The organism is Acinetobacter sp. IRS14, from assembly GCF_034650275.1.
Lineage (GTDB): Bacteria > Pseudomonadota > Gammaproteobacteria > Pseudomonadales > Moraxellaceae > Acinetobacter > Acinetobacter oleivorans.
Window position 1 is genome coordinate 31,937 of record NZ_JAOVFN010000010.1, and the last position, 24,573, is coordinate 56,509.

General features: G+C 38.7%; 22 protein-coding genes. 12 read left to right on the top strand and 10 right to left on the bottom strand.

The window, feature by feature from the left end; translation table 11 throughout:
* Positions 1-14: 14 nt before the first annotated feature.
* Together ODQ17_RS11055 and radA are read right to left on the bottom strand one after the other, a co-directional pair.
* The gene (locus tag ODQ17_RS11055; RefSeq protein WP_013197042.1) at positions 15-1,007 is read right to left on the bottom strand and encodes a Tim44 domain-containing protein; all 993 of its coding nucleotides are present in this window, start codon (positions 1,005-1,007) and stop codon (positions 15-17) included.
* Positions 1,008-1,089: 82 nt separating this feature from the next.
* On the bottom strand, positions 1,090-2,478 hold the full coding sequence (gene radA / locus ODQ17_RS11060; RefSeq protein ID WP_013197043.1) for a DNA repair protein RadA: 1,389 nt from the start codon (positions 2,476-2,478) through the stop codon (positions 1,090-1,092).
* A gap of 487 nt (positions 2,479-2,965) precedes the next feature.
* On the opposite strand from radA, the gene ODQ17_RS11065 reads away from it, so the two are divergent.
* The 5 genes from ODQ17_RS11065 (at position 2,966) to ODQ17_RS11085 (ending at position 7,557) form a co-directional block, all read left to right on the top strand.
* Complete coding sequence (locus tag ODQ17_RS11065; RefSeq protein WP_005307657.1) at positions 2,966-4,372, top strand: amino acid permease; 1,407 nt, start codon at positions 2,966-2,968, stop codon at positions 4,370-4,372.
* A gap of 140 nt (positions 4,373-4,512) precedes the next feature.
* Positions 4,513-4,734 (top strand): LPS translocon maturation chaperone LptM, encoded by a 222-nt coding sequence (gene lptM, locus ODQ17_RS11070; RefSeq protein WP_004790575.1) that lies wholly within the window; start codon positions 4,513-4,515, stop codon positions 4,732-4,734.
* Between the two features lie 22 nt (positions 4,735-4,756).
* A complete protein-coding gene (gene lysA / locus ODQ17_RS11075; protein WP_005307652.1) occupies positions 4,757-6,007 on the top strand; it encodes a diaminopimelate decarboxylase in 1,251 nt (416 codons plus the stop codon).
* A 5-nt stretch (positions 6,008-6,012) separates the two neighbouring features.
* Positions 6,013-6,858: a diaminopimelate epimerase gene (gene dapF, locus ODQ17_RS11080; protein WP_322903642.1), complete on the top strand. Its 846-nt coding sequence runs from the start codon at positions 6,013-6,015 to the stop codon at positions 6,856-6,858.
* A 99-nt stretch (positions 6,859-6,957) separates the two neighbouring features.
* A complete protein-coding gene (locus ODQ17_RS11085) occupies positions 6,958-7,557 on the top strand; it encodes an alpha/beta fold hydrolase (RefSeq protein WP_322903644.1) in 600 nt (199 codons plus the stop codon).
* Positions 7,558-7,611: 54 nt separating this feature from the next.
* On the opposite strand, the gene ODQ17_RS11090 is transcribed toward ODQ17_RS11085, so the two are convergent.
* The gene (locus ODQ17_RS11090; RefSeq protein WP_322903646.1) at positions 7,612-8,235 is read right to left on the bottom strand and encodes a LysE family translocator; all 624 of its coding nucleotides are present in this window, start codon (positions 8,233-8,235) and stop codon (positions 7,612-7,614) included.
* A 169-nt stretch (positions 8,236-8,404) separates the two neighbouring features.
* Between ODQ17_RS11090 and xerA the strand changes: the two genes are divergently transcribed.
* The 7 genes from xerA to gyrA all read left to right on the top strand — a co-directional run bounded on the left by xerA (position 8,405) and on the right by gyrA (position 17,108).
* A complete protein-coding gene (xerA, locus tag ODQ17_RS11095; protein ID WP_322903746.1) occupies positions 8,405-9,298 on the top strand; it encodes a site-specific tyrosine recombinase/integron integrase in 894 nt (297 codons plus the stop codon).
* The gene (locus ODQ17_RS11100; protein ID WP_322903647.1) at positions 9,288-9,869 is read left to right on the top strand and encodes a phosphohydrolase; all 582 of its coding nucleotides are present in this window, start codon (positions 9,288-9,290) and stop codon (positions 9,867-9,869) included. The genes xerA and ODQ17_RS11100 overlap by 11 nt, the downstream gene beginning before the upstream one ends.
* 449 nt (positions 9,870-10,318) lie before the next feature.
* On the top strand, positions 10,319-11,068 hold the full coding sequence (locus ODQ17_RS11105) for an electron transfer flavoprotein subunit beta/FixA family protein (protein WP_133747167.1): 750 nt from the start codon (positions 10,319-10,321) through the stop codon (positions 11,066-11,068).
* 17 nt (positions 11,069-11,085) lie between these two features.
* A complete protein-coding gene (locus tag ODQ17_RS11110; RefSeq protein WP_004790587.1) occupies positions 11,086-12,018 on the top strand; it encodes an electron transfer flavoprotein subunit alpha/FixB family protein in 933 nt (310 codons plus the stop codon).
* 77 nt (positions 12,019-12,095) lie between these two features.
* A complete protein-coding gene (locus ODQ17_RS11115; RefSeq protein WP_322903649.1) occupies positions 12,096-12,938 on the top strand; it encodes an AraC family transcriptional regulator in 843 nt (280 codons plus the stop codon).
* Positions 12,939-13,028: 90 nt separating this feature from the next.
* On the top strand, positions 13,029-13,988 hold the full coding sequence (locus ODQ17_RS11120; RefSeq protein WP_322903650.1) for an MBL fold metallo-hydrolase: 960 nt from the start codon (positions 13,029-13,031) through the stop codon (positions 13,986-13,988).
* A gap of 405 nt (positions 13,989-14,393) precedes the next feature.
* A complete protein-coding gene (gene gyrA / locus ODQ17_RS11125) occupies positions 14,394-17,108 on the top strand; it encodes a DNA gyrase subunit A (RefSeq protein WP_322903652.1) in 2,715 nt (904 codons plus the stop codon).
* Positions 17,109-17,160: 52 nt separating this feature from the next.
* On the opposite strand, the gene ODQ17_RS11130 is transcribed toward gyrA, so the two are convergent.
* The 7 genes from ODQ17_RS11130 to ODQ17_RS11160 form a co-directional block, all read right to left on the bottom strand.
* Positions 17,161-18,807, bottom strand: coding sequence for an ArnT family glycosyltransferase (locus ODQ17_RS11130; RefSeq protein WP_322903654.1), 1,647 nt, complete (start codon positions 18,805-18,807; stop codon positions 17,161-17,163).
* Between the two features lie 9 nt (positions 18,808-18,816).
* Positions 18,817-19,197, bottom strand: a complete 381-nt coding sequence (locus tag ODQ17_RS11135; RefSeq protein ID WP_005307623.1) for a GtrA family protein — start codon at positions 19,195-19,197, stop codon at positions 18,817-18,819.
* Complete coding sequence (locus tag ODQ17_RS11140; RefSeq protein WP_005307620.1) at positions 19,197-20,177, bottom strand: glycosyltransferase family 2 protein; 981 nt, start codon at positions 20,175-20,177, stop codon at positions 19,197-19,199. Before ODQ17_RS11140 ends, ODQ17_RS11135 begins: the two co-directional genes overlap by 1 nt.
* Positions 20,174-20,968: a ChbG/HpnK family deacetylase gene (locus tag ODQ17_RS11145; protein WP_322903659.1), complete on the bottom strand. Its 795-nt coding sequence runs from the start codon at positions 20,966-20,968 to the stop codon at positions 20,174-20,176. The genes ODQ17_RS11140 and ODQ17_RS11145 overlap by 4 nt, the downstream gene beginning before the upstream one ends.
* Positions 20,969-21,227: 259 nt before the next feature.
* Positions 21,228-22,319, bottom strand: coding sequence for an A1S_2622 family ABC transporter permease subunit (locus ODQ17_RS11150; protein WP_322903661.1), 1,092 nt, complete (start codon positions 22,317-22,319; stop codon positions 21,228-21,230).
* A complete protein-coding gene (locus ODQ17_RS11155) occupies positions 22,316-23,446 on the bottom strand; it encodes an ABC transporter permease (RefSeq protein ID WP_322903663.1) in 1,131 nt (376 codons plus the stop codon). The genes ODQ17_RS11150 and ODQ17_RS11155 overlap by 4 nt, the downstream gene beginning before the upstream one ends.
* Before the next feature lie 3 nt (positions 23,447-23,449).
* Complete coding sequence (locus tag ODQ17_RS11160; RefSeq protein ID WP_322903665.1) at positions 23,450-24,571, bottom strand: HlyD family secretion protein; 1,122 nt, start codon at positions 24,569-24,571, stop codon at positions 23,450-23,452.
* Positions 24,572-24,573: the final 2 nt, after the last annotated feature.

Sequence of the window (24,573 nt, forward strand, 5' to 3'; positions counted from 1 at the left end):
AGGGTTTATTTAGCTTACGCTTGTTGAATACCTGCAACAACCCAATCTTGCTGAGAACCAGCCGGTTTAACGAAGTGCCAGATTTCAGTAAATGGTTGTGGCAAGCTGTTTAAATCTTCACTCACAGTACCAGTGAAGCGTACGCTTACAACGTATTGACCATTTTCAGTCGCACTGTCTACAACCATCGCATTCAGATTGCTAAATTCAGCAACGTCTTGATCTTGGTTTTCCATTATGTCGTTATACATAGAACTATAAAGTTCTGGTGTTAAGTAACGGCGAATTTCTTCAATGTTACTTGCAGTATTCATCGATTGGATGTGATTAAAACGTTGACGTGCAATACGTAAGAAAGCAGCAGGTTCACTACCATCTGGAAGTTGATTGCCATTGCTCGTTGTTGCACCGCCAAAAGGAGCTTGGGTTGCTGCACCGCCACCCACAGATTGACCAAAGATATTTGTATTATCTCCAGCATTACGTGGTGTCGCTTGTGGTGCAGCAGAACGACCAAATGGGTTTTGACCGTCGTTATTTGGTGCGTAAGGATTATTAGCTGCTAATTTTTTTTTTGCGCCCAATTTGCGGAAAACAAAAAAGGCTAAAGCTGCTGCAAGTAATACCCAAAGCCAGCTAGGAATTCCACCTTTTTTCTCTTCTTGTTGCGCTTGAGCAGCTTGTTCTGTTCCAGCTTGAGTTGCTTGATGTTCAGTTGATGTTGGTTTGTCATCAGCTAAAGCATTTGCTGCAACAGCACCTACGGCAGCACCAGCCACACCAGCTGCAACCATTGAACCAACACCTGGACCTGATCGTTGAGGTGCAGTAGCAGGTTGTTGAGCAGGAGTCACTTGACGAGGTTGTTGATAAGACTGGCTTGAAGTAGTAGAGCGTGCCATACCGTGGCTTTTACCACCACCTGCACGTTTAGCTTCAGCAAGAGGCGAAATTGCTAAAGCAGCCATTAAAATACCGGTAATCAAGCCACGCTGGTGTACTTCCATAGGAAATTCCTGTCTAAAATTAAATTGTAATAGTATTTATGAAGGTATTTACGCTAAATTTCAACCATAAAAGTATGTTTTTTTATGTCAATTCATCACTGAGTTGCATTGCCTCAGTCAATGCTTCATGCAGACGGGCAACCGCAATGACTTGTACGCCGGGAATTGCTTTTTGCGGCGCATTACCTCTAGGCAAAATGACATACTTAAAGCCATGTTTTGCAGCTTCTTTTAAACGCTCTTGGCCATTTGGTACAGGACGAATTTCACCTGAAAGGCCAACTTCTCCAAAAACGGCAAGTTGCTGAGGCAAAGCTTTAGTTCGTAGACTTGAAGCACAAGCCAGCAAAACAGCCAAGTCCGAACCTGTTTCGGTAATCTTTAAACCACCGACAATGTTGACATAGACATCTTGACCTGTGGTTTGAACACCACCATGACGATGCATTACAGCAAGCAGCATGTTTAAACGGTTTTGTTCAAGACCCAATGCTACGCGACGAGGTTGTCCTTGAGCATCATCAACTAAAGCTTGGACTTCCACCAAAAGAGGACGAGTTCCTTCACGGCTAATCATGACAATTGAACCGGGAATTGCTTCATCATAACGGCTTAAGAAAATGGCAGAAGGGTTAGCAACTTCACGTAAGCCTTTATCTGTCATGCCAAATACGCCAAGCTCGTTCACCGCACCAAAACGGTTTTTAACAGCACGAATCATTCGATAACGTGAGTCTGATTGGCCTTCAAAGTAAAGTACACAATCCACCATGTGTTCTAAAACACGTGGACCTGCCAGTGCACCTTCTTTGGTCACGTGACCAACAATGAAGAGTGCAGTGCCACTATTTTTTGCATAACGAGTTAATAAAGCAGCAGATTCACGAATTTGTGAAACACCACCCGGTGCCGATTGAAGTGTTTCTGTATAAAGCGTTTGGATCGAATCTAAGATCGCCACGACAGGTTTTTCTTGTTCTAAGACTTCGCAAATACGTTCAACACAGGTTTCTGCCATGACTTTTAACTGGTCAGTAGGTAAGTCAAGACGTTGAGCGCGAAGTGCAACCTGAGATAACGATTCTTCACCGGTAATATAAAGTGCAGAGCTTTTTGCACTTGCCATATAGGTTGCAGTTTGCAAAAGAATAGTCGATTTACCAATACCGGGGTCACCACCAATCAATACCACTGAACCCGTAACTAAGCCTCCGCCAAGTACGCGATCAAATTCGCTGATGCCTGTGGGTAAGCGTGTTTCATGGGAAAAAGTGACTTTATTTAGAGTTGTAATATTGGCAGCTTGACCAGCATAGCCCCCAACTTTTGGACGTGCGCGGTGAGCGGTGGTTGGCTCAAGTTTGACTTCAGTCAAAGAATTCCATTCACCACACTCTGAACATTGACCTGCCCATTTAAGATGATCGGCACCACATTGTTCGCAACGGTAAACAGTTTTGACTTTGCTCATATTCGACTTCAGTTAAAAACTTCTTAATTAATAGTAGAAACGGAGTATAACAAAACCAAAATAGAGAATCAGTTTTGAAGTGGAATACATTTTGCTTAATTTAAAACAACGAAAATATTAGGTCATTGTCATGTGTTAGTTAATTTAAAAGATTAAGGTCGAGCAGGGGTGTTTTTAATAAACAGATGAAGGACTGAAATGAAATTAAAGATTAGAAAATGGTCAATTGAGTCGTCTTTTTAATTTAAAAATCAGACAAGTTCAAGTCATGTTTTTAGACCGTAAAGTGCGTTGTATTGCTATGGGCTTGTGCGTATTATCAGATTTAATTGTATGTAGCTTGAAATCATCAGCAATACAGATAAAAATCGGTTAGCTGAAAAATTATCAAAAAATATACATTTAAAAGATACCTGCAAATGGTGCGATATCGTCTTTTTGATTTTAGCTAACGGACTAAAAAAAATTACTGGAGTGTATTGATAAGATGTCGAATCAAAATCTGAATGAGCCTCATGAACAAGGTGAGCTCCATCGTAGCCTCTCAAATCGGCATTTACAGCTGATCGCGATTGGCGGTGCAATTGGTACGGGATTGTTTATGGGATCAGGCAAAACGATTAGTCTTGCTGGCCCCTCAATCTTATTTATTTACCTGATTATTGGTGTGATGGTGTTTTTTGTCATGCGTGCGCTTGGCGAATTACTTCTTTCAAATCTTGCCTATAAATCATTTATTGATTTCACAACAGATTTAATTGGCCCATGGGCAGGTTATTTTGTAGGTTGGACCTATTGGTTGTGTTGGATCACCATTGGTATTGCCGATCTTTCTGCAATTATCTATTACTTACAATTCTTTAATAATGGTCTACCTTTCTCACCAGTTGAAGGTGCCATGATCAGTGTTGCAGCCATCGTATTCATTATGGGCTTGAACTTGTTAACAGTTCGCCTGTTTGGTGAGTTGGAGTTTTGGTTTGCGCTTATCAAAATCCTAGCAATTATTATTTTAATTGCTGTGGGTCTATGGATGATCTTTACAGGCTTTACCTCGACTACAGGTGAAGTGGCATCCTTTACTCATTTGTGGGCAAATGGTGGTTTCTTCCCGACGGGTGTACATGGCTTCTTGGCAGGCTTCCAGATTGCGATCTTTGCTTTCGTTGGTGTAGAACTTGTCGGAACAACAGCTGCGGAAACTAAAGATCCTGAACGTAATTTGCCTAAAGCAATTAACTCAATTCCAATTCGTATCATTATTTTCTATGTGTTCGCATTAATTATTGTCATGTCAGTAACACCATGGAATAAAATTGATCCGGCGATCAGCCCGTTTGTAAACTTGTTTAGTCAAGCAGGCGTTGCGGCAGCAGCAATCTTAATGAACTTAGTTGTGTTGTCATCAGTGATGTCATCAATGAACAGTGGCGTGTTTTCAACAAGCCGTATGCTGTTTGGTCTATCACGTGAAGATCAGGGGCCAAAAGCTTTTGGTAAATTGAACAGACGTGCGGTACCTGCAAATGCATTGTATTTCTCTGCTGCGTGTTTATTGTTAGGTGCAGCATTACAGTATTTTGTACCAAATACCGTTGAAGCATTTACACTTGCAACAACACTTTCAACGATTCTGTTCATTTGTGTGTGGTTACTCATTATCTGGAGTTATATCCGTTACTACACTACACGTCCTGAGCTGCATGCAAAATCAACATTTAAATTGCCGGGTGGCCTATTTACATGTTGGATCACGATTATTTTCTTTATTGGTATGATTTACGTGTTGTCTTTAGAGCCAGATACGTTTAAAGCGCTTAAAGTCAGCCCAATCTGGTTTATTATCTTGATCATTGGTTATTTCTTCTTCTATAAACCGCGTCATAAAAAGTAATTAAATTTATTTGGTTATGATTAAACGCTAGCTGAAAAGCTGGCGTTTTTTATGCATATTGTTTTTCTCTTTAAGTTTACTCTTTAGCCGCCTGCATGATCACGGTATACTGCATCGAATTGTTTAAATCAGGTGCTCAGATGCGTCGTGTCATTTGCCTCATCAGTTTATTGAGCAGCAGTATTTTGCTAAGCGCTTGCGGTCAGTCAGGAGCATTACAGCTACCTTCTGATCCGAATTATGACAAACGCGCGAAATACTTGCTCTATCGTAATAAAGAACAGAAACAAGTTGTGCAACAGGATGAACAAGCTGATCAGCCAGTTGAATCATCAGCCCCAACCCAAACAACTTCACCTTAAGCTTTGAAATAAGGACACATTCATGAGTTTCACTCGCATTAATGGAGTATTGCACGCAGAGCAATGTTCTATGGAGCAGCTTGCGCAGCAATTTGGCACACCTTTGTATGTTTATTCAAAAGCAGCTTTTGAAAAACATTACTTAGATATGGATCGTGCTTTTGATTTTATTGATCATCAAATCTGTTTTGCGGTGAAATCTAACTCAAATTTAGCTGTTCTTAATGTATTGGCAAAACTTGGTGCTGGTTTTGATATCGTATCAGGTGGTGAGCTTGCACGTGTTTTAAAAGCGGGTGGAGATGCATCTAAAGTTGTTTTTTCTGGCTTAGGTAAAACTGAAGCCGATATTGAAACATCATTAAATGTAGGCATTGCTTGCTTTAATGTAGAGTCTTATGCCGAACTAGATCGTCTTCAAAAAGTTGCAGCTCGTCTAGGCAAAAAAGCGCCGATTTCTTTACGTGTAAATCCAGACGTAGATGCAAAAACACATCCTTATATTTCAACAGGCCTTAAAGAAAATAAATTTGGTATTCCAAGTGATACCGTTTATGAAACCTATCAATATGCTGCATCTTTACCAAACCTTGAGATTATTGGAATTGACTGCCACATTGGTTCGCAATTAACCGAGACTAAACCGTTTGTTGACGCTTTAGATCGTGTCATGTTGATGATCGAAGAATTGAAAAAACTTGGTATCAATCTTAAGCACATCGATATCGGTGGTGGTTTGGGTGTTTGTTATAAAGATGAAACACCACCAAGTGTTGAAGAATATGCTAACTCAATGAAACCTGCTTTAGAAAAACTAGGTCTCAAGGTTTATATGGAGCCGGGTCGTAGCATTAGTGCAAATGCAGGTGTGCTTTTAACCAAAGTGGATTTGCTCAAGCCAACGAGCCACCGTAACTTTGCCATTATTGATGCAGCAATGAATGATTTAATTCGCCCTGCATTATATGAAGCTTGGATGGATATCCAACCTGTGGTACCAAGTTCAGATACTGAAGAAAAAACTTGGGATCTCGTGGGTGCAATCTGTGAGACAGGTGATTTTATTGGTAAAGATCGTTCATTGGCTTTAAAAGAAAATGACTTGTTAGCTGTTCTTGGCGCTGGCGCTTATGGTTTTGTGATGAGTTCAAATTACAACACACGTGGACGTGCCGCAGAAGTAATGGTGTCTGGTGATAAAGCCCATTTGATTCGTGAACGTGAAACAGTTGAATCCCTGTGGGAAAAAGAAAGTTTATTGCCTGAGGAGTAAATGAAATGTTGTTAGAATTTACTAAAATGCATGGCCTAGGCAATGACTTTATGGTGGTTGATCTGATCAGCCAACGTGCCTATTTGGATACAGAAACAATTCAACGCTTAGCCGATCGCCATTTCGGTATTGGTTTTGATCAACTTTTAATTGTTGAGCCACCAGATTTACCGGAAGCAGATTTTAAATATCGTATTTTTAATGCAGATGGTTCTGAAGTTGAACAATGTGGTAACGGTGTACGCTGTTTTGCTCGCTTTGTACATGAGCGTCATTTAACAATGAAAACTAGTATTACTGTTCAAACCAAAGCAGGGATTGTCAAACCTGAACTGGGGCAAAATGGTTGGGTTCGCGTGAATATGGGCTACCCGAAATTCTTGCCGAATGAAATTCCATTCATTGCTGAACAACCAGAAGCTTTATATACACTTGAGTTAGCCAATGACCAAAACATTAGTATTGATGTGGTCAATATGGGCAATCCTCACGCCGTAACGATTGTTCCTGATGTGCTCACAGCAGATGTTGCGGGTATTGGTCCGCAAGTTGAATCACATAAACGTTTCCCTGAACGTGTGAATGCTGGCTTTATGCAAATCATTGATGAAAAGCATGTGCGCCTTCGTGTATTTGAACGCGGTGTAGGTGAAACCCTTGCATGTGGTACAGGAGCTTGTGCGGCGGCGGTAAGTGGTATGCGCCGTGGCTTATTGGGTAATTCAGTTGAAGTTGAACTTGCTGGTGGTAAGCTACAAATCGAATGGCAAGAAGGCGATGTGGTTTGGATGACTGGTCCAACAACTCATGTATATGATGGGCGTTTGGATTTACGTTATTTCCAAGGTTAATAGCATTACTTAAATAGAAGCCTCTTTTATTAACTAAAATGATAAAAGAGGCTTTCTTTTATATACAATAATTTTTTAATTTTATTACTTTATAAAAATATGAATAATTTAATTTTCTTACCTGGTGCATCAGGGAGTACGACATTTTGGCATCCCTTAATTGAAAAATTACCTCCGCATTACCAGACAAAAATTATTGGTTACCCCGGTTTCGGCGATACAGCTGAATCCTTTGAGGTCAAAAGTTTTGAAGACCTAACAAATCATGTGGTCGATCAAATTAATGAAGAAACTGTAATTATTGCGCAATCTATGGGTGGCATTTTTGCTGTTGCGGCAGCGTTGCAAAAACCTCAACTGGTGAAAGGGCTGGTTTTGATTGCAACTTCTGGTGGAATTAACCTTGAAAGATTTAATGTACAAGACTGGCGAGAAGCATATCGCCAAGCATTTTTAAAATATCCAGATTGGTTTATTACTACCAATGCCAACTACGAAGAGTTTTTATCAGATATAAACATTGAAACTTTGTTAATCTGGGGCGATAACGATCCAGTGAGCCCCGTTCAAGTGGGTCAATATTTAAATCAAAAGTTTGAAAATTCGATGTTATATGTTGTGAAAGGTGGGGACCATCAATTAGCAGAAAAACATGCCGATGAAGTTTCAGTCCAAATAGAAAACTACTTAAAAAAATAATGTAAATCTTTAACTATTATTTAGCGTGCTATGCGTTAGCACGCTTTTTAAAATTTATCTTTTACTCAAAGCCAATTTTAAAGCAAACAACACAAAAATACTGCCCGTAATCCGGTCCATATATTTCACAAATTGGGGTTGTTTCAGATAACGTGATAGTGGCTGCATAGCCAAAATTAATAAAATTGACCATAAGGTTCCAATCACCACATGAATCATCACAAGCCCCATAATCCAAGTGACAGCCGACGCTTGTGGTGGAATAAATTGTGGAAGAAATGAAATATAAAAAATACCGACTTTGGGATTAAGTAAGTTACCCAAAAAACCTTTAATAAACCAATTCTGTGAAGAAGGGATATTGGAGTTGGTTTCTTGCATGTCTGCAAGTTGGCTACGCGGTTTTAAAATCATATTCAAACCCAGCCAAGCTAAATAAGCAGCCCCCATCCATTTCAGAATATTAAAGGCTAGATCAGAAGCCATGAGTAAAGCCCCTAGACCACAAGCAACCACAATTCCCCATGCAATACAGCCAAGGCTAATACCTACTGCTGCTTGAAATGCTTTCGACTTGCCTTCAAGAGTAGCGGTACGAATAATTAAAGTCGTATCCAGACCAGGTGTAAGCGTAAGTAAAGTAATGGCAATTAAGTAGGGAATGAGTATGGTAGTCATGACAGCAGGGTTCCGACGAATACTTAAAATGAAGTGTAATATATAAGGTAGTGAGTTGTTATGCTGTACGATCTTAAATTTCCTGAACAACTACTTTTTGATACACTGAAAAAATAAAATGAGCAAATAAATGGAGAGCAATTTGGATTTTGCATTACAGCTGCTCTCAATGTGGTTAAAAGAAAGAAAAATTCAGAACCAGTCTGAGCACACGATTACAGCTTATGAAAGAGATGTTAAAAGCTTTCTTGAGTTCTGCGAGCTCAAACAAATTGATTTAAGAAATATTGAAGCTTCAGATTTACGTGAATATTTGGCCCAGCGTGTTGAGCAAGACCAGTTAAGTTCAAGCAGCATGCAGCGTCATCTCACGTCAATTCGCCAGTTTATGAAATGGGCTGAGCAAGGGAAATATTTAGAAATTAACCCTACTGATGATTTTAAGTTAAAACGTCAGCCTAGACCCTTGCCGGGTATGATCGACATAGAAACGGTTAATCAAATTTTAGATCAGCCAATGCCTGAAAAACCAGTTGATCAGCAATTATGGTTAAGAGATAAAGCCATGCTCGAGTTACTTTACTCAAGCGGTTTGCGTCTGGCTGAACTGCAAGGCTTAACAATTAAAGATATAGATTTTAACCGTCAACTCGTACGTATTACGGGTAAAGGAAATAAAACCCGAATTGTACCATTTGGGAAAAAGGCGAAAGAAAGCTTATTGAATTGGCTGAAAATTTATAAAATCTGGAAAGGCCATTTTGATCAAAATGCTTTCGTTTTTATTTCTCAAAGAGGCGGTGTGTTAACCCCACGGCAAATTGAAAAGCGTGTAAAGCTTCAAGCACAAAGAGCAGGTGTGAATGTAGATTTGCATCCTCATTTATTACGGCATTGTTTTGCTAGCCATATGTTATCAAGTAGTGGTGATTTGCGATCAGTACAAGAAATGTTAGGCCACAGTAATTTGTCTACCACACAAATTTATACACATATTGATTTTGATCATTTGGCACAAGTTTATGATCGAGCTCATCCGAGAGCACAAAAGAATGAATACTAAAGAAGGTTTGATTTTATCACTTGATCAAGGTGCATTTAGACAATGTAGTATCTTGATTGAGACAATTTTACAGGAATATCAAAATATTATTGATGCAGATTATCAAGGATACTTAAATCACTGTAAACGTGTGGCAGCATGCTGTTTAATATTAAGCCAAGATAGTAATGAAGAGACTATACGTAAAGTAGCTATTGCAGTTGCCTTTCATGATATTGGGATATGGACAAGTAAAACAATTGATTATTTAGAGCCATCCGTCAAAGTGATGTTAAGTTATCTGACTTTGCATCGGTTATTAGATTGGCAAATAGAAATAACATTAATGATTACAGAACATCATAAATTAACAACGACAAAGTTTTCAGAATACCCATTGGTTGAATATTTTAGACAAGCTGACTATGCGGATTTCTCTTTAGGCTTATTACGTTCAAATATTCCAAAAATTGAGTTCAAAAAGTTAACGCGTCAATATCCAAATGCTGGATTTCATAAAACGCTAGTTTATTTAGGATTAAAGCGTTTTTTACAAAAGCCTTGGAGTCCTTTGCCTATGTTTAAATGGTAACTTAATATTTTGTTTTTAATAGAAATATATGCTGAGAAATTAAGTAATTAGCAGTAAGTAGCTTTTTATTTTGTTCAACATTTATTTATGGATGTTCTTACCTAATTGCCAATTTTTCAGAGTACCGTGAGTGCTCTCATACGGGGAGAAAATGGTGTTTTTGTTGTTTTTTTCCCCTCTAAAATTAAAGGATTTTAAGCTACCATATTTTATAAAATATTAAGAAATTCAAGGTTTAAAATTTGTTTGGCTTATTTGCTAAATTCATTGAGCGAATAAGCAATTTGAATTAGTGAACTGGGCATTTCATCTTTTTTATAGCAGTAGCGAAAATTGTGACTTGACCGAAATGCCAAACACATTGCAAGATAGGGTACCTAAAAAATTTTAATTGAAGAGTTAATATACTTTTCTCAACATTTACTTTTGCTAGAACAGCCGAGGATTACATGAAGGCTCTTGTTGCTGTAAAACGCGTGGTTGATGCCAACGTCAAAGTTCGTGTTAAGCCGGACAATAGTGGGGTTGACCTAACTAACGTTAAAATGTCAATTAACCCATTTTGTGAAATCGCAGTGGAAGAAGCGGTTCGCTTAAAAGAAAAAGGAACAGTAACAGAAATCGTTGTTGTTTCTGTGGGTCCTAAAGAAGCTCAAGAACAAATCCGTTCTGCAATGGCTTTGGGTGCAGACCGTGGTATTTTAGTTGAAACCACTGATGAAATTGGCGCTTTAGAAGTTGCTAAAATTTTAAAAGGTGTTGTTGACGCTGAAAAACCAGAACTTATCCTTCTTGGTAAACAAGCAATTGATGATGACTCTAACCAAGTCGGTCAAATGCTTGGCGCATTATTAGGTGCGGGCCAAGGTACATTCGCTTCTGAAGTGAAAGTTGATGGCGGCAAAGTACAAGTAACTCGTGAAGTTGACGGTGGTTTACAAACTGTTGAACTGGCACTTCCAGCAATCATTACAACTGACTTGCGTTTGAATGAGCCACGTTATGCAGCATTGCCTAACATCATGAAAGCTCGTAAGAAGCCACTTGATACTAAATCTCCTGCTGATTATGGCGTTACAGCTGGTACTAAGCTTAAAACTGTTAAAGTTGAAGCTCCAGCAGAACGTAAAGCTGGCGTACAAGTGAAATCTGTAGATGAGCTTGTTGAAAAATTGAAAAATGAAGCGAAAGTGATCTAATACGGAAGGATAAAATCATGAGTATTTTAGTTATCGCTGATCACAACAACCAAGTACTTAACGGTGCTACTTTAAACGTTGTTGCTGCAGCACAAAAAATCGGTGGTGATATTACTGTATTAGTTGCTGGTTCTGGTGCTCAGGCAGTTGCTGATGCTGCTGCTAAAGTTGCTGGTGTAAGCAAGGTTTTACTTGCTGACAATGCTGCTTATGCAAACCAGTTAGCTGAAAACGTAGCTGCTTTAGTTGCTGATTTAGCTAAAGGTTACAAATACGTATTAGCTGCTTCTACAACGACTGGTAAGAACATTCTTCCACGTGTTGCTGCTCTTCTTGATGTAAGCATGATCACAGACATTATTTCTGTTGAATCTGCGAACACATTCAAGCGTCCGATTTATGCAGGTAACGCGATTGCGACTGTTCAATCTGACGAAGCAATCATTGTGGGTACAGTTCGTGGTACAGCATTTGATCCAGTAGCTGCTGAAGGTGGTTCTGCTGCGGTTGAAGCGGTAAGTGAAGCGAAAGATGCAGGTATTTCTCATTTTGTATCTGAAGAAATCGTTAAGCTTGATCGTCCAGAATTAACTGCGGCTCGTATCGTAGTTTCTGGTGGTCGTGGTGTAGGTTCTGGTGAAAACTACCATAAAGTACTTGATCCATTAGCTGACAAGCTTGGCGCAGCACAAGGTGCTTCACGTGCGGCAGTTGATGCGGGCTTCGTACCTAACGACTTCCAAGTAGGTCAAACTGGTAAAATCGTTGCGCCTGACCTTTACGTTGCTGTAGGTATTTCTGGTGCGATCCAGCATTTAGCTGGTATGAAAGATTCTAAAGTTATTGTTGCAATCAACAAAGACGAAGAAGCGCCAATCAATAGTGTTGCTGACTACTGGTTAGTTGGTGATTTGAACACTGTAGTACCAGAGTTAGTAAGCAAGTTGTAATTTACAGCTTGTCACTTATTCGAAAAACGCCCTTGTGCTATAAATAGCCAAGGGCGTTTTTTATTTAGATCATCATTATGAATATTAATTATTCCGCTTCCATAGAGGCCCACCAATTGCATCAATCACTTGTGAGATTGGCACGGGCAGATATGGCACGAGATTATTTATGTATTCGTTCGAAAAATCAGCATGGACTATCCAATATTAAAGTTAGTCAGTTGCACATGGGATTTATTTTATATGGGCAACAACAATTAAATCTTCAAACAAAACAAATCAATTTTAGTGCCGGCGATCTATACATTATAAAACCCGATACGGTTATCGATTCAGTTAATCTGCCTGACCCTATAACGGGTGAATATCTCACTATTCTGGTGCCTATGTGTGACGAAGTCATTCAAGCTGCACAAATGATTTGGGCTAAGCCAGTTGTAGACAGAACTGAAGCAATATTAAAGTTTTCCATTGATGATTTCGCTACCTCTTTAGCTGAGTGGCAAACGGCTTTATTTAATCATGATGTGGTGAAAGCACGTTTATGTATTACCGCTATACTTGTACAGTTATGCCAACAGCATTGTTCAGATGTGTTAATTGTACCGCCACCTAAACTGACAAAAATCATTCATGATTGGGTAATAGAGAATCCACAGCACCATTGGCAGTCTAGTGAGTTTGAAATGCGACTAGGTTTGAGCAGTGCTACACTTCGCCGTAAGCTTAGCCATGAAGACACAACCTTAAGAGAAACGGTTACCCACGCACGGCTTACTTTTGCACTTGAGCTGTTGTATTCGAAAAAATTACCTATGAAAACTATTGCGGCAAAATCGGGGTACCAGTCTGTTGCTATTTTTCGTGATCGCTTTGTAGAGCGTTATGGTATAGATCCTGCTGTTCTGGCTGCCGAATAAGTCAATTTGAGCGTTTCTTATCGCTTATTGAGCGATTTAAATAGATAAAAACCAATAGAGTTAAAGTATGAAAATACGAAGGACTCTATGATGAAATCATTAAAATCACTTACGATATTATTGCTACTGAGTGCCAGTACAGTTATACATGCAGAACAAACGCCAAGTTTACATCAAGTCGATGGTTACTTTTTACAACCAGTAGGAAACCTTAAGGTAACAGCATTGTTTGATGGCGAGTTGGGATTACCTCGTAGTGATTTATTGGGTATTTCTGCTGAAAAAGCCAATCAACTATTTGCAGAAAACTTTGTTCCTGTAGATGAAAATAATCAGATTGTTACAGATTTCTCTGCCTATCTTGTTCAAACACCCACACAAAATATTTTAATTGATGCTGGCACTGCAAAATGTTTTGGTCCAACCTTGGGGCATGTGCGTGAAAATTTAAAGAACGCAGGCGTACAGCCTGAACAAATAGATACCATCTTGATTACACATGCCCATCCTGATCATTTGTGCGGTATTACACTCGATGGCAAAATGGCTTATCCGAATGCAAAAGTTTATCTGGCTAAAGAAGATGTCGATTTTTGGATATCGCCAGCGAATGAAGCAAAAGCTACCGATTTTTTTAAGCCAATATTTAAAATGACTAGAGATGCATTGCAGCCATATCAAAAGGCAGGGCAACTCGTCGCTTTTACCAAAACTTCTTTTAACGTACCGAATGTTCAACTCATCGTTACTCATGGTCATACTGAAGGGCATTCTTCATATTTAGTAGATGGACAAAACGGTCAAAAGTTCTTAGGCCTAGGCGATGTTGTTCACTATGGTGCAGTACAGTTTCCTTATCCTGATGCAAGCTACAAACCTGATACTCACTCGAATCAGGCTATAGCTGTTCGTAAAAGTATTTTTGAACAAGCCTATAAAAACCAATGGTGGGTGGGAGCTGCGCATGTTGCTTTTCCTGGTATTGGGCATATTAGTAAAGATTCAAAAGGATATCAGTGGATTCCTGCTCAATATCGGCCTACAAAATGATATTTCAAACCTATTATTAAAAGAATAATAGGTTTACAACAAGGCAAGTATATTTAAGCTAAATATTATTTATTTTGGCTAATAAACTAAGTTTTGTTTTTAAGATTAGATGAAAAGTGCTCTAAAGAGAGCACTTTTGTGTTGTCTATATTTTGGTCGAACTGTTGAGTTTTAAGAAATACATTTAAAACTAGAATTCTCTAATTTTAACTTATTAATTCTAATGAAATTTTTATTGTAAAAAAATGCTATTTTCAGATTGCTAAACTCCCAGTTAACGAGCAGTTTGTGCTATACTATACAGCTATATTTTTTTCGATTTTAGTTCAGTTTTCAGAACTAAATTTTTTGCAAGATCAAGACATATTAGCAGATGGAAATTTCTATCTGTAAGAAGGAGTATGCATGAGCGTATCGGAAATCCGACCGATTGCCATTGAGGATGAACTCAAGCATTCATATTTAGATTACGCAATGAGTGTAATCGTATCTCGTGCATTGCCGGATGTGAGAGACGGTCTGAAACCTGTTCACCGTCGTGTGCTATTTGCCATGCACGAATTAGGCAATGACTATAACAAAGCCTACAAGAAATCTGCACGTGTTGTTGGGGACGTAATCGGTAAATATCACCCTCATGGTGACTCAGCTGTTTATGAAACTATTGTACGTATGGCTCAGGATTTTAGCTTACGTTATTTATTGGTAGATGGTCAGGGTAACTTCGGTTCAATCGATGGTGATAGCGCGGCTGCAATGCGTTATACCGAAGTCCGTATGACTAAGTTAGCGCACGAGCTTCTTGCAGATCTAGAAAAAGACACAGTTGACTGGGAAGATAACTACGACGGATCTGAGCGTATTCCTCAGGTGCTTCCAACACGTGTTCCTAACTTGTTAATTAATGGCGCTGCTGGTATTGCCGTAGGTATGGCAACTAACATGGCACCGCATAACATGACAGAAGTTGTGAATGCATGCTTAGCTTATGCTGACAATCCGAATATCTCGATTGAAGGGTTGATGGAATACATTACAGGTCCTGATTTCCCTACAGGCGGTATTATTTACGGTAAATCAGGCATTGTTGATGCTTACCGTACAGGTAAAGGCCGACTGCACATTCGTGGTAAATACCATTTCGAAGAAGATGAAAAGACAAGCCGTACAACCATCGTCTTTACTGAAATTCCATATCAAGTCAACAAGGCAAGAGTTATTGAACGTATTGCCGAGTTAGTTAAAGAGAAAAAACTTGAAGGTATTTCAGAGCTTCGTGATGAGTCTGACAAAGATGGTATGCGTATTGCGATTGACTTGAAACGTGGTGAAAACGCAGAAGTCGTTGTAAATAACTTATTCTTAAATACACAGCTTGAAAACTCATTCAGCATCAACATGGTTTGTCTTGATAACGGACAACCAAAATTGATGAATCTGAAAGATATTATTGCGGCATTTATTCGTCACCGCCAAGAAGTAGTGACACGCCGTACCATGTTCGAATTGCGTAAAGCACGTGAACGTGGTCATATCTTAGAAGGCTTAACTGTTGCTTTAGCCAATATTGATGAAATTATTGAAACCATCAAAACTTCAGCTAACCCAGCCGAAGCGCGCGAGCGTTTGCTAGCGGGTGAGTGGGCTGGTGGTGGCGTTATTTCTTTACTTGAAAAAGCTGGCGCTATTTCTGTTCGCCCAGATGAAATCGAAGGTGAAAACCCAGATCGTCCATTTGGTCTAACTGAATCAATTTACCGTTTATCACCAACGCAAGTGGGTGCAATTTTAGAATTGCGTTTACATCGTTTAACGGGTCTTGAGCAAGACAAATTACATGCAGAATATACTGAAATTTTAGGTCAAATTGCTGAACTTACGGCAATTCTTAATGATTTCAATTTATTGATGGCTGTAATTCGTGAAGAATTAGCGCAAGTACTACAACAGTATGGTGATGGTCGTCGTACAGAAATTATTGAATCACGTATTGATTTTAGCCGTGAAGATTTAATTCCTGAAGAACAAGTTGTATTAACGGTTTCACAAACAGGTTATGCAAAAACTCAACCACTTTCAGACTATCAGGCTCAGCGCCGTGGTGGACGTGGTAAGTCTGCAACCTCAATGAAAGATGATGACTTTATTCAACATCTGATTGTGGCTTCAAACCATGCGACTGTACTCTGCTTTACTAACGTAGGTAAAGTGTATCGTCTTCGCGTATTTGAAGTGCCTCAAGCATCACGTGGTGCTAAAGGCCGTCCGATTGTAAACTTGTTACCTTTAGATGCGAATGAAACAGTAACAGCTATCTTGCCGTTAACTGAGTTCCCAGAAAACCATTATGTATTTATGGCGACAGCTTCGGGTACGGTTAAACGTGTTGATTTGGAGCAGTTTGCTAACATTCGTTCAAATGGTTTACGCGCAATTGAATTGAATGAAGAAGATACCTTGATTGGTGTTGCGATTACTGATGGTAATCAGCAAATCATGTTGTTCTCGAATGAAGGTAAGGCAATTCGTTTTGCAGAAACTGACGTGCGTTCAATGGGTCGTACTGCTAAAGGCGTCCGTGGTATGCGTGTTAGCTTTGCAAGCAGCACTTTAAGTGAAGAAGATGCCGAAGTTGAAAATGATGAATCTGATGATAATGAAGATTCAGCAGATTTAAATGTAGTAAGTCGTATCGTATCGCTTGTTGTTGTTCCTGAAACGGGCGAAGTGTTGTGTGCGAGTGCCAATGGTTATGGTAAACGTACTCCTGTAAATGACTTCCCAACCAAAAAACGTGGTGGTAAGGGCGTTATTGCGATTAAGACAAGTGAACGTAATGGTGAGCTTGTAGGTGCAGTATCTATTGATGAAAGCAAAGAGCTGTTGCTTATTTCTGATGGCGGTACATTAGTTCGTACGCGTGCTGCTGAAGTTGCAATGACTGGTCGTAATGCACAAGGTGTTCGTCTGATTCGTTTAAGCGAAGAAGAAACTTTAGTGGGCGTTGTGTCTATTGAAGCTGTCGAAGATGAAGAAGAGTTTCTCGAAGGAGAAGTTGATACTTCAGAAGTAGATGGCGAAGATGCAGTTTCTACGAATGACGATGTGTCAGAAGAGTAAGTCTTAATTAAATAAAAAAAGGAAGCATGAGCTTCCTTTTTTATTGGGTTATTTATTTGTTTGAGTGGAAGATAAATACATCATAATTTCGATAATGGAGTGTTTTAACAGATGGATCTTTAGTTGCAAAATTATTAGGCTGACTTACGACAATCAAATCTTGCTTTTGCGTTAAAGCATCTTGAAGCTGTTGCTCACTCCATAAGTATTTTTTGCGTTGTGGTTCAAACAATAAACCATCTTTAATTTCTAAAGAAGCACTATCTGAGTGTACTGTATCCCATTGATTCACAATATATACAGGTTGTTTTAGCTGTAAAAGGAAAGGCACATCATAGAAATAGTAATTGTAGAAAACTATTTTTGTTGATGGTGTCATATATTCAGAAAAACTCGTTTGTCCCACATTATTTTTAGTATCTAAAATACGAACGGCAAATGGGATTGAACTACACAGAACAATTAAACTGATAAAAATATAGTTCAAATAGTTTAATTTCTGCTTTTTATATAACCAGACTAAAGCCAGTGGAAGCATAACCAATAGCGTGCCAATGATATAAATAAATACCGCTTGGTTTTGGAAAAAAGGTTGATGTGCACGCATGAAATGCGGTGTAGCAGCAATACCTATTCCGACAAGTATAATAAATATAGGTAAACCCCAAACCTGTAATTTGGTTTTATAGTCACTTTCAAGTACTTGGTTGATAACAAGAGCCAAGAAAACAGCGAGTGGGGGCACAGCTGGTAAAATATAGCCAGCTAGCTTAGAAGGCGGAATAGAGAAGAAAACCGTAACAGAAATAAACCACCATATAAGCAGGGCTAGTAAAGCGGACTTCTTGTAATTTTGAAATACGGCTTTAATAGATCCAAATCTACTCGACAGAATCCATGGTAAAAAGCTGAACATTAAAATAATCAGATAGAAACACCATGGTTGCTTATTATTAAACTCTTTTGAGCTAAATCGACTAAATTGTTGGTCGATAAAGAAATAATGCAAAAATTGAGGATATTTAAGTTGGACTGCATAGAGCCATGGACTAACCAGTAATATAAATAACAGAATCCCCAAAGGGTTAAGTAATGAAGGAATTTTTTTCCATTGTTTGGTGTAAAGCAACCACGGTAAGAGAATCATACCGGGAATTAACACACCAATCAGGCCTTTACTTAAGAACGCAGCCGCACCTGCAAAATATCCTAAAAATAAAATAGATTTACGTGCTGAAATTGTGAAATCAACAAAACATAAAACACTGACGGTAATCCATGAAGCAAGCAGTAGGTCATGGTTAATATATTCACTACTACCAAAAAACAGTAAATTGGTGCCTAAAATAATGGCAGTAAGTTGTGCTACACGTTCTGAAATGTGCTTTCTAACGAATAAGAATAGACTGACGAGCATGAGTGTAGCTGCTAGTACGGGAACGAACCTCAATACCCAAATATGCATACCGAAAAGTTCCATAAATATAGAACTTAACCAGTGTAATAGAGGGGGCTTATGCATAAATGGCAAGCTATTGATACGGGGAATTAACCAATCCCCCGACTCAAACATAGATCGACTAATATCTCCGTAGCGTCCTTCATCTGGCACAGAGAGGGGTCTTATCCAAGACAAAACAAACAGCCAAATCGGCAAAAATATTAATAAGAATTTGGAACTACGAAGCCATTGCTGCATACATAATCCTTAATGTTGAAATGCAAAAAAACGGTTAAGCAAGAAAGTCACAATTGAAGTCAGGACAATAGCTACACAAACCAATGTTGAAACAGGGGCGCTGAAGTAAAGATTAGAAAGTAAGAGAAAACTCTCATTGAATAAAAAACCTAATCCAGCGACTAACGTAAATTTGGGTAGTGTGTGTCGATGAGAAATATGCTGGGCTTTAAAAGTAAAAATACGATGCCCAAAATAGCTCACCCAATAGGCAAGCAGAAAGGCGACTAAATTGGCATACTGCAATGCAATGTTTCGTTTAAACAAGAGCATGACAATACTGTAGTGCGTAAGTGCCGCCGCGGCCCCAGTCGTGGTAAACCGCGCGAGCTGAAAAATATGTGCAAACATTAGAAACTAGAGAACGTATTTTCTGAGTGAGTGATTGGGTGTTCTTGCTTAATACGAGAATGTTCGGTTGAAACAATATATTTAGGTCGATTTTTAACTTCTGCATAAATTCGGCCAATGTATTCACCTAAAATTCCAATGAATAACAATTGAATGCCGCCTAATAGCGTCATACCTGCTGCAAGAGTTGCCCAACCCGGTACAGAAATTCCTTCAATCAGGGTTTTAATAATGATCCAAACACCGTAACTCATAGCACCTAAAGCCAATAGGGCACCTAGATAAATACAAATTCGCAAAGGTAAATCTGAAAACCCAGTTAAACCAGACATTGCCAAATTGAATAATGACTTCACGTTAAAACTAGAACGACCATGTTGACGATCTTGCTCAGAGAAATTGATCCCGATACTTTTAAAACCGACCCATGCATAAAGGCCTTTCATATAGCGATTTTTTTCTGGTAATTGTTTAATTGCTTCAACAACTTTTGCGTCAAGAAGTCTGAAATCACCAGCATTTTCGGGAATATCAATAGGAGAGCTTAAGTTTAGAATACGGTAGTAACCTTGGGTTAGAGTCCGTTTTAGCCATGATTCAGTAGTACGATTACGAATGCCATAAACCATGTCATAACCATTTTTCCAAAGGTTAATCATGGTCGGTATTGCTTCAAAAGGATGTTGAAAGTCAGCATCAATGAGAAGCGCAACTTCACCATTTACATGGTCTAAACCTGCGCTTAAAGCAGCTTCCTTACCAAAATTTCGTGATAATTCCAGCACAACTAAAGGATAATCTTCGATCATCGTTTGCAAGATCGGAATGGTATCGTCCTTACTGCCATCATCGACCACAATAATTTCATAGCTAAGATTTTGTTGCTTTAAGCTGTTTGCTAAAGCTGGAATAAATGTCTTTAAATTCTCTGCTTCGTTATAAGCGGGAACAACGCAGGATAAAAAAGGTTTTGTGCTCATTGCATTGCCCCTAGTCTGGTAAGTTGGATGCCATTTTTCTGGCAATCAAGAGGGAACTGATCAGAAGAAAAATATTGGTATTCTTGGATACGTGCATGCTGGATTGGGTCTTGCTCACTTGGTGTAGAAAGTGAGGGATGGCACATAATCAGTAAGTGGTCTTTTGCTTGAGCAAGCCAATATTGATTCAGTTCGGCATAATCAGTTTGTTTAAAGTCATAGATACCAGCGAAATATTCATTTTGGCTAAACTGGTAGGTTTGGCATGCCTTTGCTAAGGCATTTGAGCCAAGTGCAGAAAGCATATGAGTTTTAAAACGATAGTGGGGTAGATAAATTGGATGTTGTAAATTACGTATCCAACCAGTGAAATTTTTCTCTTTTAAAAGCTGTAGCAAAATATCCCGTATAAACGGAAATTGATGAATATGTTGGTGCCCATCAATAAAATCAGGTTGCTTTCCCATGACTGAAACAAAAGCATCCCATTGTTCTTCAATACATTGGGTAATTAATTCACGGTTAAGATTTGATGACCATGCGCGAAACATAAGTGCAGGTAATGAGAAGACTGTATTACCTGAAGTAAAAGCATGAGTGAAATTTAAGTGTAGACCAATATCAATTTGATTCGAGAAATGTTTGAGTTTGGCAGCAGCTGTTTCCCAGAGTTCAGATTGAGTCATACATGAGGTCGCTTGAAGAGCCCCTTTTTCAATTAACTGAATAATTGCATGAGATATCTCTGCATTCATTGCAAAGTCATCTGCGCAATAACATACCTTTGCCATATCAAATTCCGTCATAGAGCAGGGTAGCAGAGTTACCCTTTTAGGCTGCTGAAAAACTAAACAGTTTTACTATGGAGAAATTTTCTTAATTTCAACTTAAAGTTTTTTTAAGGTTTTATGACAATTGTTACTAATTAATAATTTGAATTTATTGGTTTTTTTATATTTTTATGGTCAATAGTTTTTAAGGAATGACTTTTAACTATCAGATTTTATAGTAAATAAAAATATAATTTATGCTCCAAGTTTAGAAAACTTTTCACTTGGAGGCTCTTAAACGTGAATATGCCCAGATTAAAAAAATAAGACCGATTGTCGCAAGAAATATCAGTTTTGGTACAACTGTGGCTAAAGGAACACCCATCTGGTTAAGTTGCACAAACATTTGTACCCCATGTGTCGATGGTAAACACCATGCAAACCATTGTAACCATTCGGGCATTGCTTGATGTGGCCATGCAGCGCCAGTTAATAAGAATAAGGGTACAGAGCTAAACACAATAATATGTCCGGCACGTTCTGGCATATCTAAAAGTGAACCGATCAGCATGCCTAATCCAATCACACAACTAATGAAAATAGGAACAGCGACTAGTAAACCAGTGAAGTTTCCACCGTGTGGATAGTCGTTGAACCACAAGGTAAAACCAAAAAGATAAAAACTGCTTAAACAACCAATAGTAAACAGGCTGGCAAAAATTCCAGCGAAGCGAATAGCTGTAATTTTTTGGTGTTGTTCACGGTAGCTTGCAATCAGCATCGCTAAACCTAACACAATGGTTTGATGGATAATTAAAGATGCAACAGCCGGAAAAATATAACTTCCATAGCCTGAAAGGGGGTTAAATAAAGGAACCTGATGAATAGAAAGCGCGGGTTGGAAATGAGTGCGCTCTCCAAATTTTTCGACATATTCTTTTAAGGTCGCTTCGATGGATGTAGCTAAGCCTAAACCAATTTCTTTAGTTTTTAAAAAGTTGGTTGTACTTAAATATAAGCCAATTCCGCCTGTTTCTCCGCGGCGTAGGCTCTGTGTTAAGTTACTTGGCAAAAGCAAAATACCATCTGCTTTTTGCTCGCGAACCATTTGTTCCGCTTGTAAGAAATTGCTTGTAACAGTAACAATATGAACATGCGGACTATTTGCACTTTGACCGATTAATTGAGAAGTTAAGAGGCTTTGTTCTTCATCAACAATCACGATTGGAATTGATTCAGCCCGCTCAGCTTTATAGGCGGTCGGGTAAAAAAAACTATAAAGAATGACCGATAAAATCAGAGTTGTGAAAACTGAACTGTTTCCTACAATATCTTTAAAAGTTTGCAAATATGCCTTTAAAAACTCTTTCATTGTGCTGCTCCCTGAATTAGTTTTTTAAGAAGCAGACAACTTAAGAAGAAATAAATAAGGCAATAACCCATAAGTATTAAAAATGGAGTGATTGAAATGAAAATTGGACTTCCAATGACCCATTGTTCAGTTTGCAGTTTGGCATAAGGGGTATAGGGAATAATAAGTGACCAAAACTTAGTGAAAATCGGTGCATTATTTAAAGGCAGAGTAACGCCTGCAAAACTTAAAGATGACCCACCATAAACGGCAATAAAGCCAAAAGTTTTGCTTAAATTTTTGGTTGCTAAAATCACTGTGCTGCTAATCAAAGCATAGGCAAAATAAAGTAGGAATTGTGCGCATAGCAATAAACTAAGAGAACCCGCTACAAACCAGCCTCGGATTTCGACTAGCCAAAACATCCATAACCATGTCCAGAAACAAAAAATAAGGCTATAGAGCAAATTTTTAGCTAATAAGCCTTGAATAAAACTTTCTCGGTTTACCCAAATGGTTAATGTGCCACGTTTCAGTTCTTGTCCAATGGCAAAGGCAACACAGCAGCATAGCAATAGATGCAATACGGCTGGAACCATGAAGGGTTCTAAATAAAACTCATAGCTCATGCTTGGGTTATAAAGCGTTGAGATTTTGACATGCGCAGTTGGTACATCTAAATAGGGGATATTATTTGCGAGATAACTCTGACCTGCGTAGTCAGCTAAAGCATTGAGGGTGCTGACCAACATTGCTGAAGAAATTGTATTACCGACACTAAAAAAAGACTGGTTAAATGCAATGCTGATTTGAGCATCTTGGGCTTTCACAAAACGCTTTTCGGCGCCGTCTGGAATGAAAACATATCCCCATATTTTGGTTTCATTGAGTAGTTGCTCCGCTTCTGTGGAGCTTGCCGTAACTGTTTTAATCTCTACTGTATGATTTAAAGAAAGATACTTTTCAATATTACGGCTGAGTTCACTTTGGTCCTGATCAATAATCGCAATCGGTAAGTGTTCAGCTTTACCTGCGTAAAACATGCTGCTAAACATAAAAATGATAAAAGCGGGGATGAGTGTCACCATACACAAATCCCATTTGTTGCTTTTTAGATAGTTTAGTTCACGTAATATACTTGCAAACATGCTTTATTTTTCTTCTTTAATTTTAAATAGAACACTCATCCCAACTTTTAAATCTTGCACTGGACGCTCAGGCACAAGATGCAATTTAAAGCTGCGAATATCATAGCCTCCAGTTTGGCGAGTCGTTTTTATGGTGGCAAATTCACCTTCAGCATCTATATTTTTAATTTTAAAATTCACATTCTGATTAAGTGCTGGAATGAATCCTTCAAGGATTTTATTTTTATAAACAGAGGCATATTGATTTTCACCCACGTTTAAGCTTACCCATAAATCATCATCTTCTAAAATGCTGACAACAGGTACACCCATAGCGACTAACTCAGAAGGTTTGCCATAAGTTTTTGAAACTGTACCTGAAATAGGAGAGAGTAAACGTGTTTCTTCCTCTAGTGCTTTTGCTTCACCTACAGCTGCTTTTGCAATTTCAACCTGTGCATCTGCTGTAGATTTTTGTTGGCTCGTACTGCCACGTTTTGCACGAGCATATTGTTGATAAGAAGCTTCACTTAATTCTTGAGCAGAAGTTTGTGCTGCAAGCATTTCATCTCGTCTTTGACGCGAAATGACACCTTGTCTATATAAATTTTCACCACGTTGGTAAGTGGTTTTTGCAAGGTTTGCTTGTGCTTTTGTGCTTTGCCAGTTGGCATAAAGTGTATCGATATTCTCTTGTTGAGAACCACGATCTACCGTAGATTGAAATGCTAAAGCCGATTGTAAGGTAGCCAAAGCCTGTTGCTTTTTAGCTTCTATTTCCGGGCTAACTAAACGGACAAGCGGTTGACCTTTAGAAATTTTCTGGCCTTCTTGTACATAAATTTCTTCAATACGACTCGGAACTTTTGTACTTACGTGAATAGTTTCGGCTTCAACTCGGCCTTGTAATTCAATAGGCTTTGGTTGATAACTTTTCCACAAACCAAAAATAATTAAACCTAATAGGGCAATAATGATTACACCAATAATCAGTTTAATTTTTGAATTTTTAGGTGGTTTGGATTCACTCTTATTTGTGCTTGATTCTTGCTGATCACTCACTTGATCATCTTTTTGAACTTGGCTGGTTTCTGCCGTATCCGCAACAGGAGCATCTTGTTCTGAATGAGCTGAGTCTTGATTCATTT

What these genes read in the sequence shown, in the direction of transcription:
- ODQ17_RS11055 (WP_013197042.1), bottom strand. Translation starts at nt 1,007, where the DNA reads ATGGAAGTACACCAGCGTGGCTTGATTACCGGTATTTTAATGGCTGCT.
- radA (WP_013197043.1), bottom strand. Translation starts at nt 2,478, where the DNA reads ATGAGCAAAGTCAAAACTGTTTACCGTTGCGAACAATGTGGTGCCGAT.
- ODQ17_RS11065 (WP_005307657.1), top strand. Translation starts at nt 2,966, where the DNA reads ATGTCGAATCAAAATCTGAATGAGCCTCATGAACAAGGTGAGCTCCAT.
- lptM (WP_004790575.1), top strand. Translation starts at nt 4,513, where the DNA reads ATGCGTCGTGTCATTTGCCTCATCAGTTTATTGAGCAGCAGTATTTTG.
- lysA (WP_005307652.1), top strand. Translation starts at nt 4,757, where the DNA reads ATGAGTTTCACTCGCATTAATGGAGTATTGCACGCAGAGCAATGTTCT.
- dapF (WP_322903642.1), top strand. Translation starts at nt 6,013, where the DNA reads ATGTTGTTAGAATTTACTAAAATGCATGGCCTAGGCAATGACTTTATG.
- ODQ17_RS11085 (WP_322903644.1), top strand. Translation starts at nt 6,958, where the DNA reads ATGAATAATTTAATTTTCTTACCTGGTGCATCAGGGAGTACGACATTT.
- ODQ17_RS11090 (WP_322903646.1), bottom strand. Translation starts at nt 8,235, where the DNA reads ATGACTACCATACTCATTCCCTACTTAATTGCCATTACTTTACTTACG.
- xerA (WP_322903746.1), top strand. Translation starts at nt 8,405, where the DNA reads ATGTGGTTAAAAGAAAGAAAAATTCAGAACCAGTCTGAGCACACGATT.
- ODQ17_RS11100 (WP_322903647.1), top strand. Translation starts at nt 9,288, where the DNA reads ATGAATACTAAAGAAGGTTTGATTTTATCACTTGATCAAGGTGCATTT.
- ODQ17_RS11105 (WP_133747167.1), top strand. Translation starts at nt 10,319, where the DNA reads ATGAAGGCTCTTGTTGCTGTAAAACGCGTGGTTGATGCCAACGTCAAA.
- ODQ17_RS11110 (WP_004790587.1), top strand. Translation starts at nt 11,086, where the DNA reads ATGAGTATTTTAGTTATCGCTGATCACAACAACCAAGTACTTAACGGT.
- ODQ17_RS11115 (WP_322903649.1), top strand. Translation starts at nt 12,096, where the DNA reads ATGAATATTAATTATTCCGCTTCCATAGAGGCCCACCAATTGCATCAA.
- ODQ17_RS11120 (WP_322903650.1), top strand. Translation starts at nt 13,029, where the DNA reads ATGAAATCATTAAAATCACTTACGATATTATTGCTACTGAGTGCCAGT.
- gyrA (WP_322903652.1), top strand. Translation starts at nt 14,394, where the DNA reads ATGAGCGTATCGGAAATCCGACCGATTGCCATTGAGGATGAACTCAAG.
- ODQ17_RS11130 (WP_322903654.1), bottom strand. Translation starts at nt 18,807, where the DNA reads ATGCAGCAATGGCTTCGTAGTTCCAAATTCTTATTAATATTTTTGCCG.
- ODQ17_RS11135 (WP_005307623.1), bottom strand. Translation starts at nt 19,197, where the DNA reads ATGTTTGCACATATTTTTCAGCTCGCGCGGTTTACCACGACTGGGGCC.
- ODQ17_RS11140 (WP_005307620.1), bottom strand. Translation starts at nt 20,177, where the DNA reads ATGAGCACAAAACCTTTTTTATCCTGCGTTGTTCCCGCTTATAACGAA.
- ODQ17_RS11145 (WP_322903659.1), bottom strand. Translation starts at nt 20,968, where the DNA reads ATGGCAAAGGTATGTTATTGCGCAGATGACTTTGCAATGAATGCAGAG.
- ODQ17_RS11150 (WP_322903661.1), bottom strand. Translation starts at nt 22,319, where the DNA reads ATGAAAGAGTTTTTAAAGGCATATTTGCAAACTTTTAAAGATATTGTA.
- ODQ17_RS11155 (WP_322903663.1), bottom strand. Translation starts at nt 23,446, where the DNA reads ATGTTTGCAAGTATATTACGTGAACTAAACTATCTAAAAAGCAACAAA.
- ODQ17_RS11160 (WP_322903665.1), bottom strand. Translation starts at nt 24,571, where the DNA reads ATGAATCAAGACTCAGCTCATTCAGAACAAGATGCTCCTGTTGCGGAT.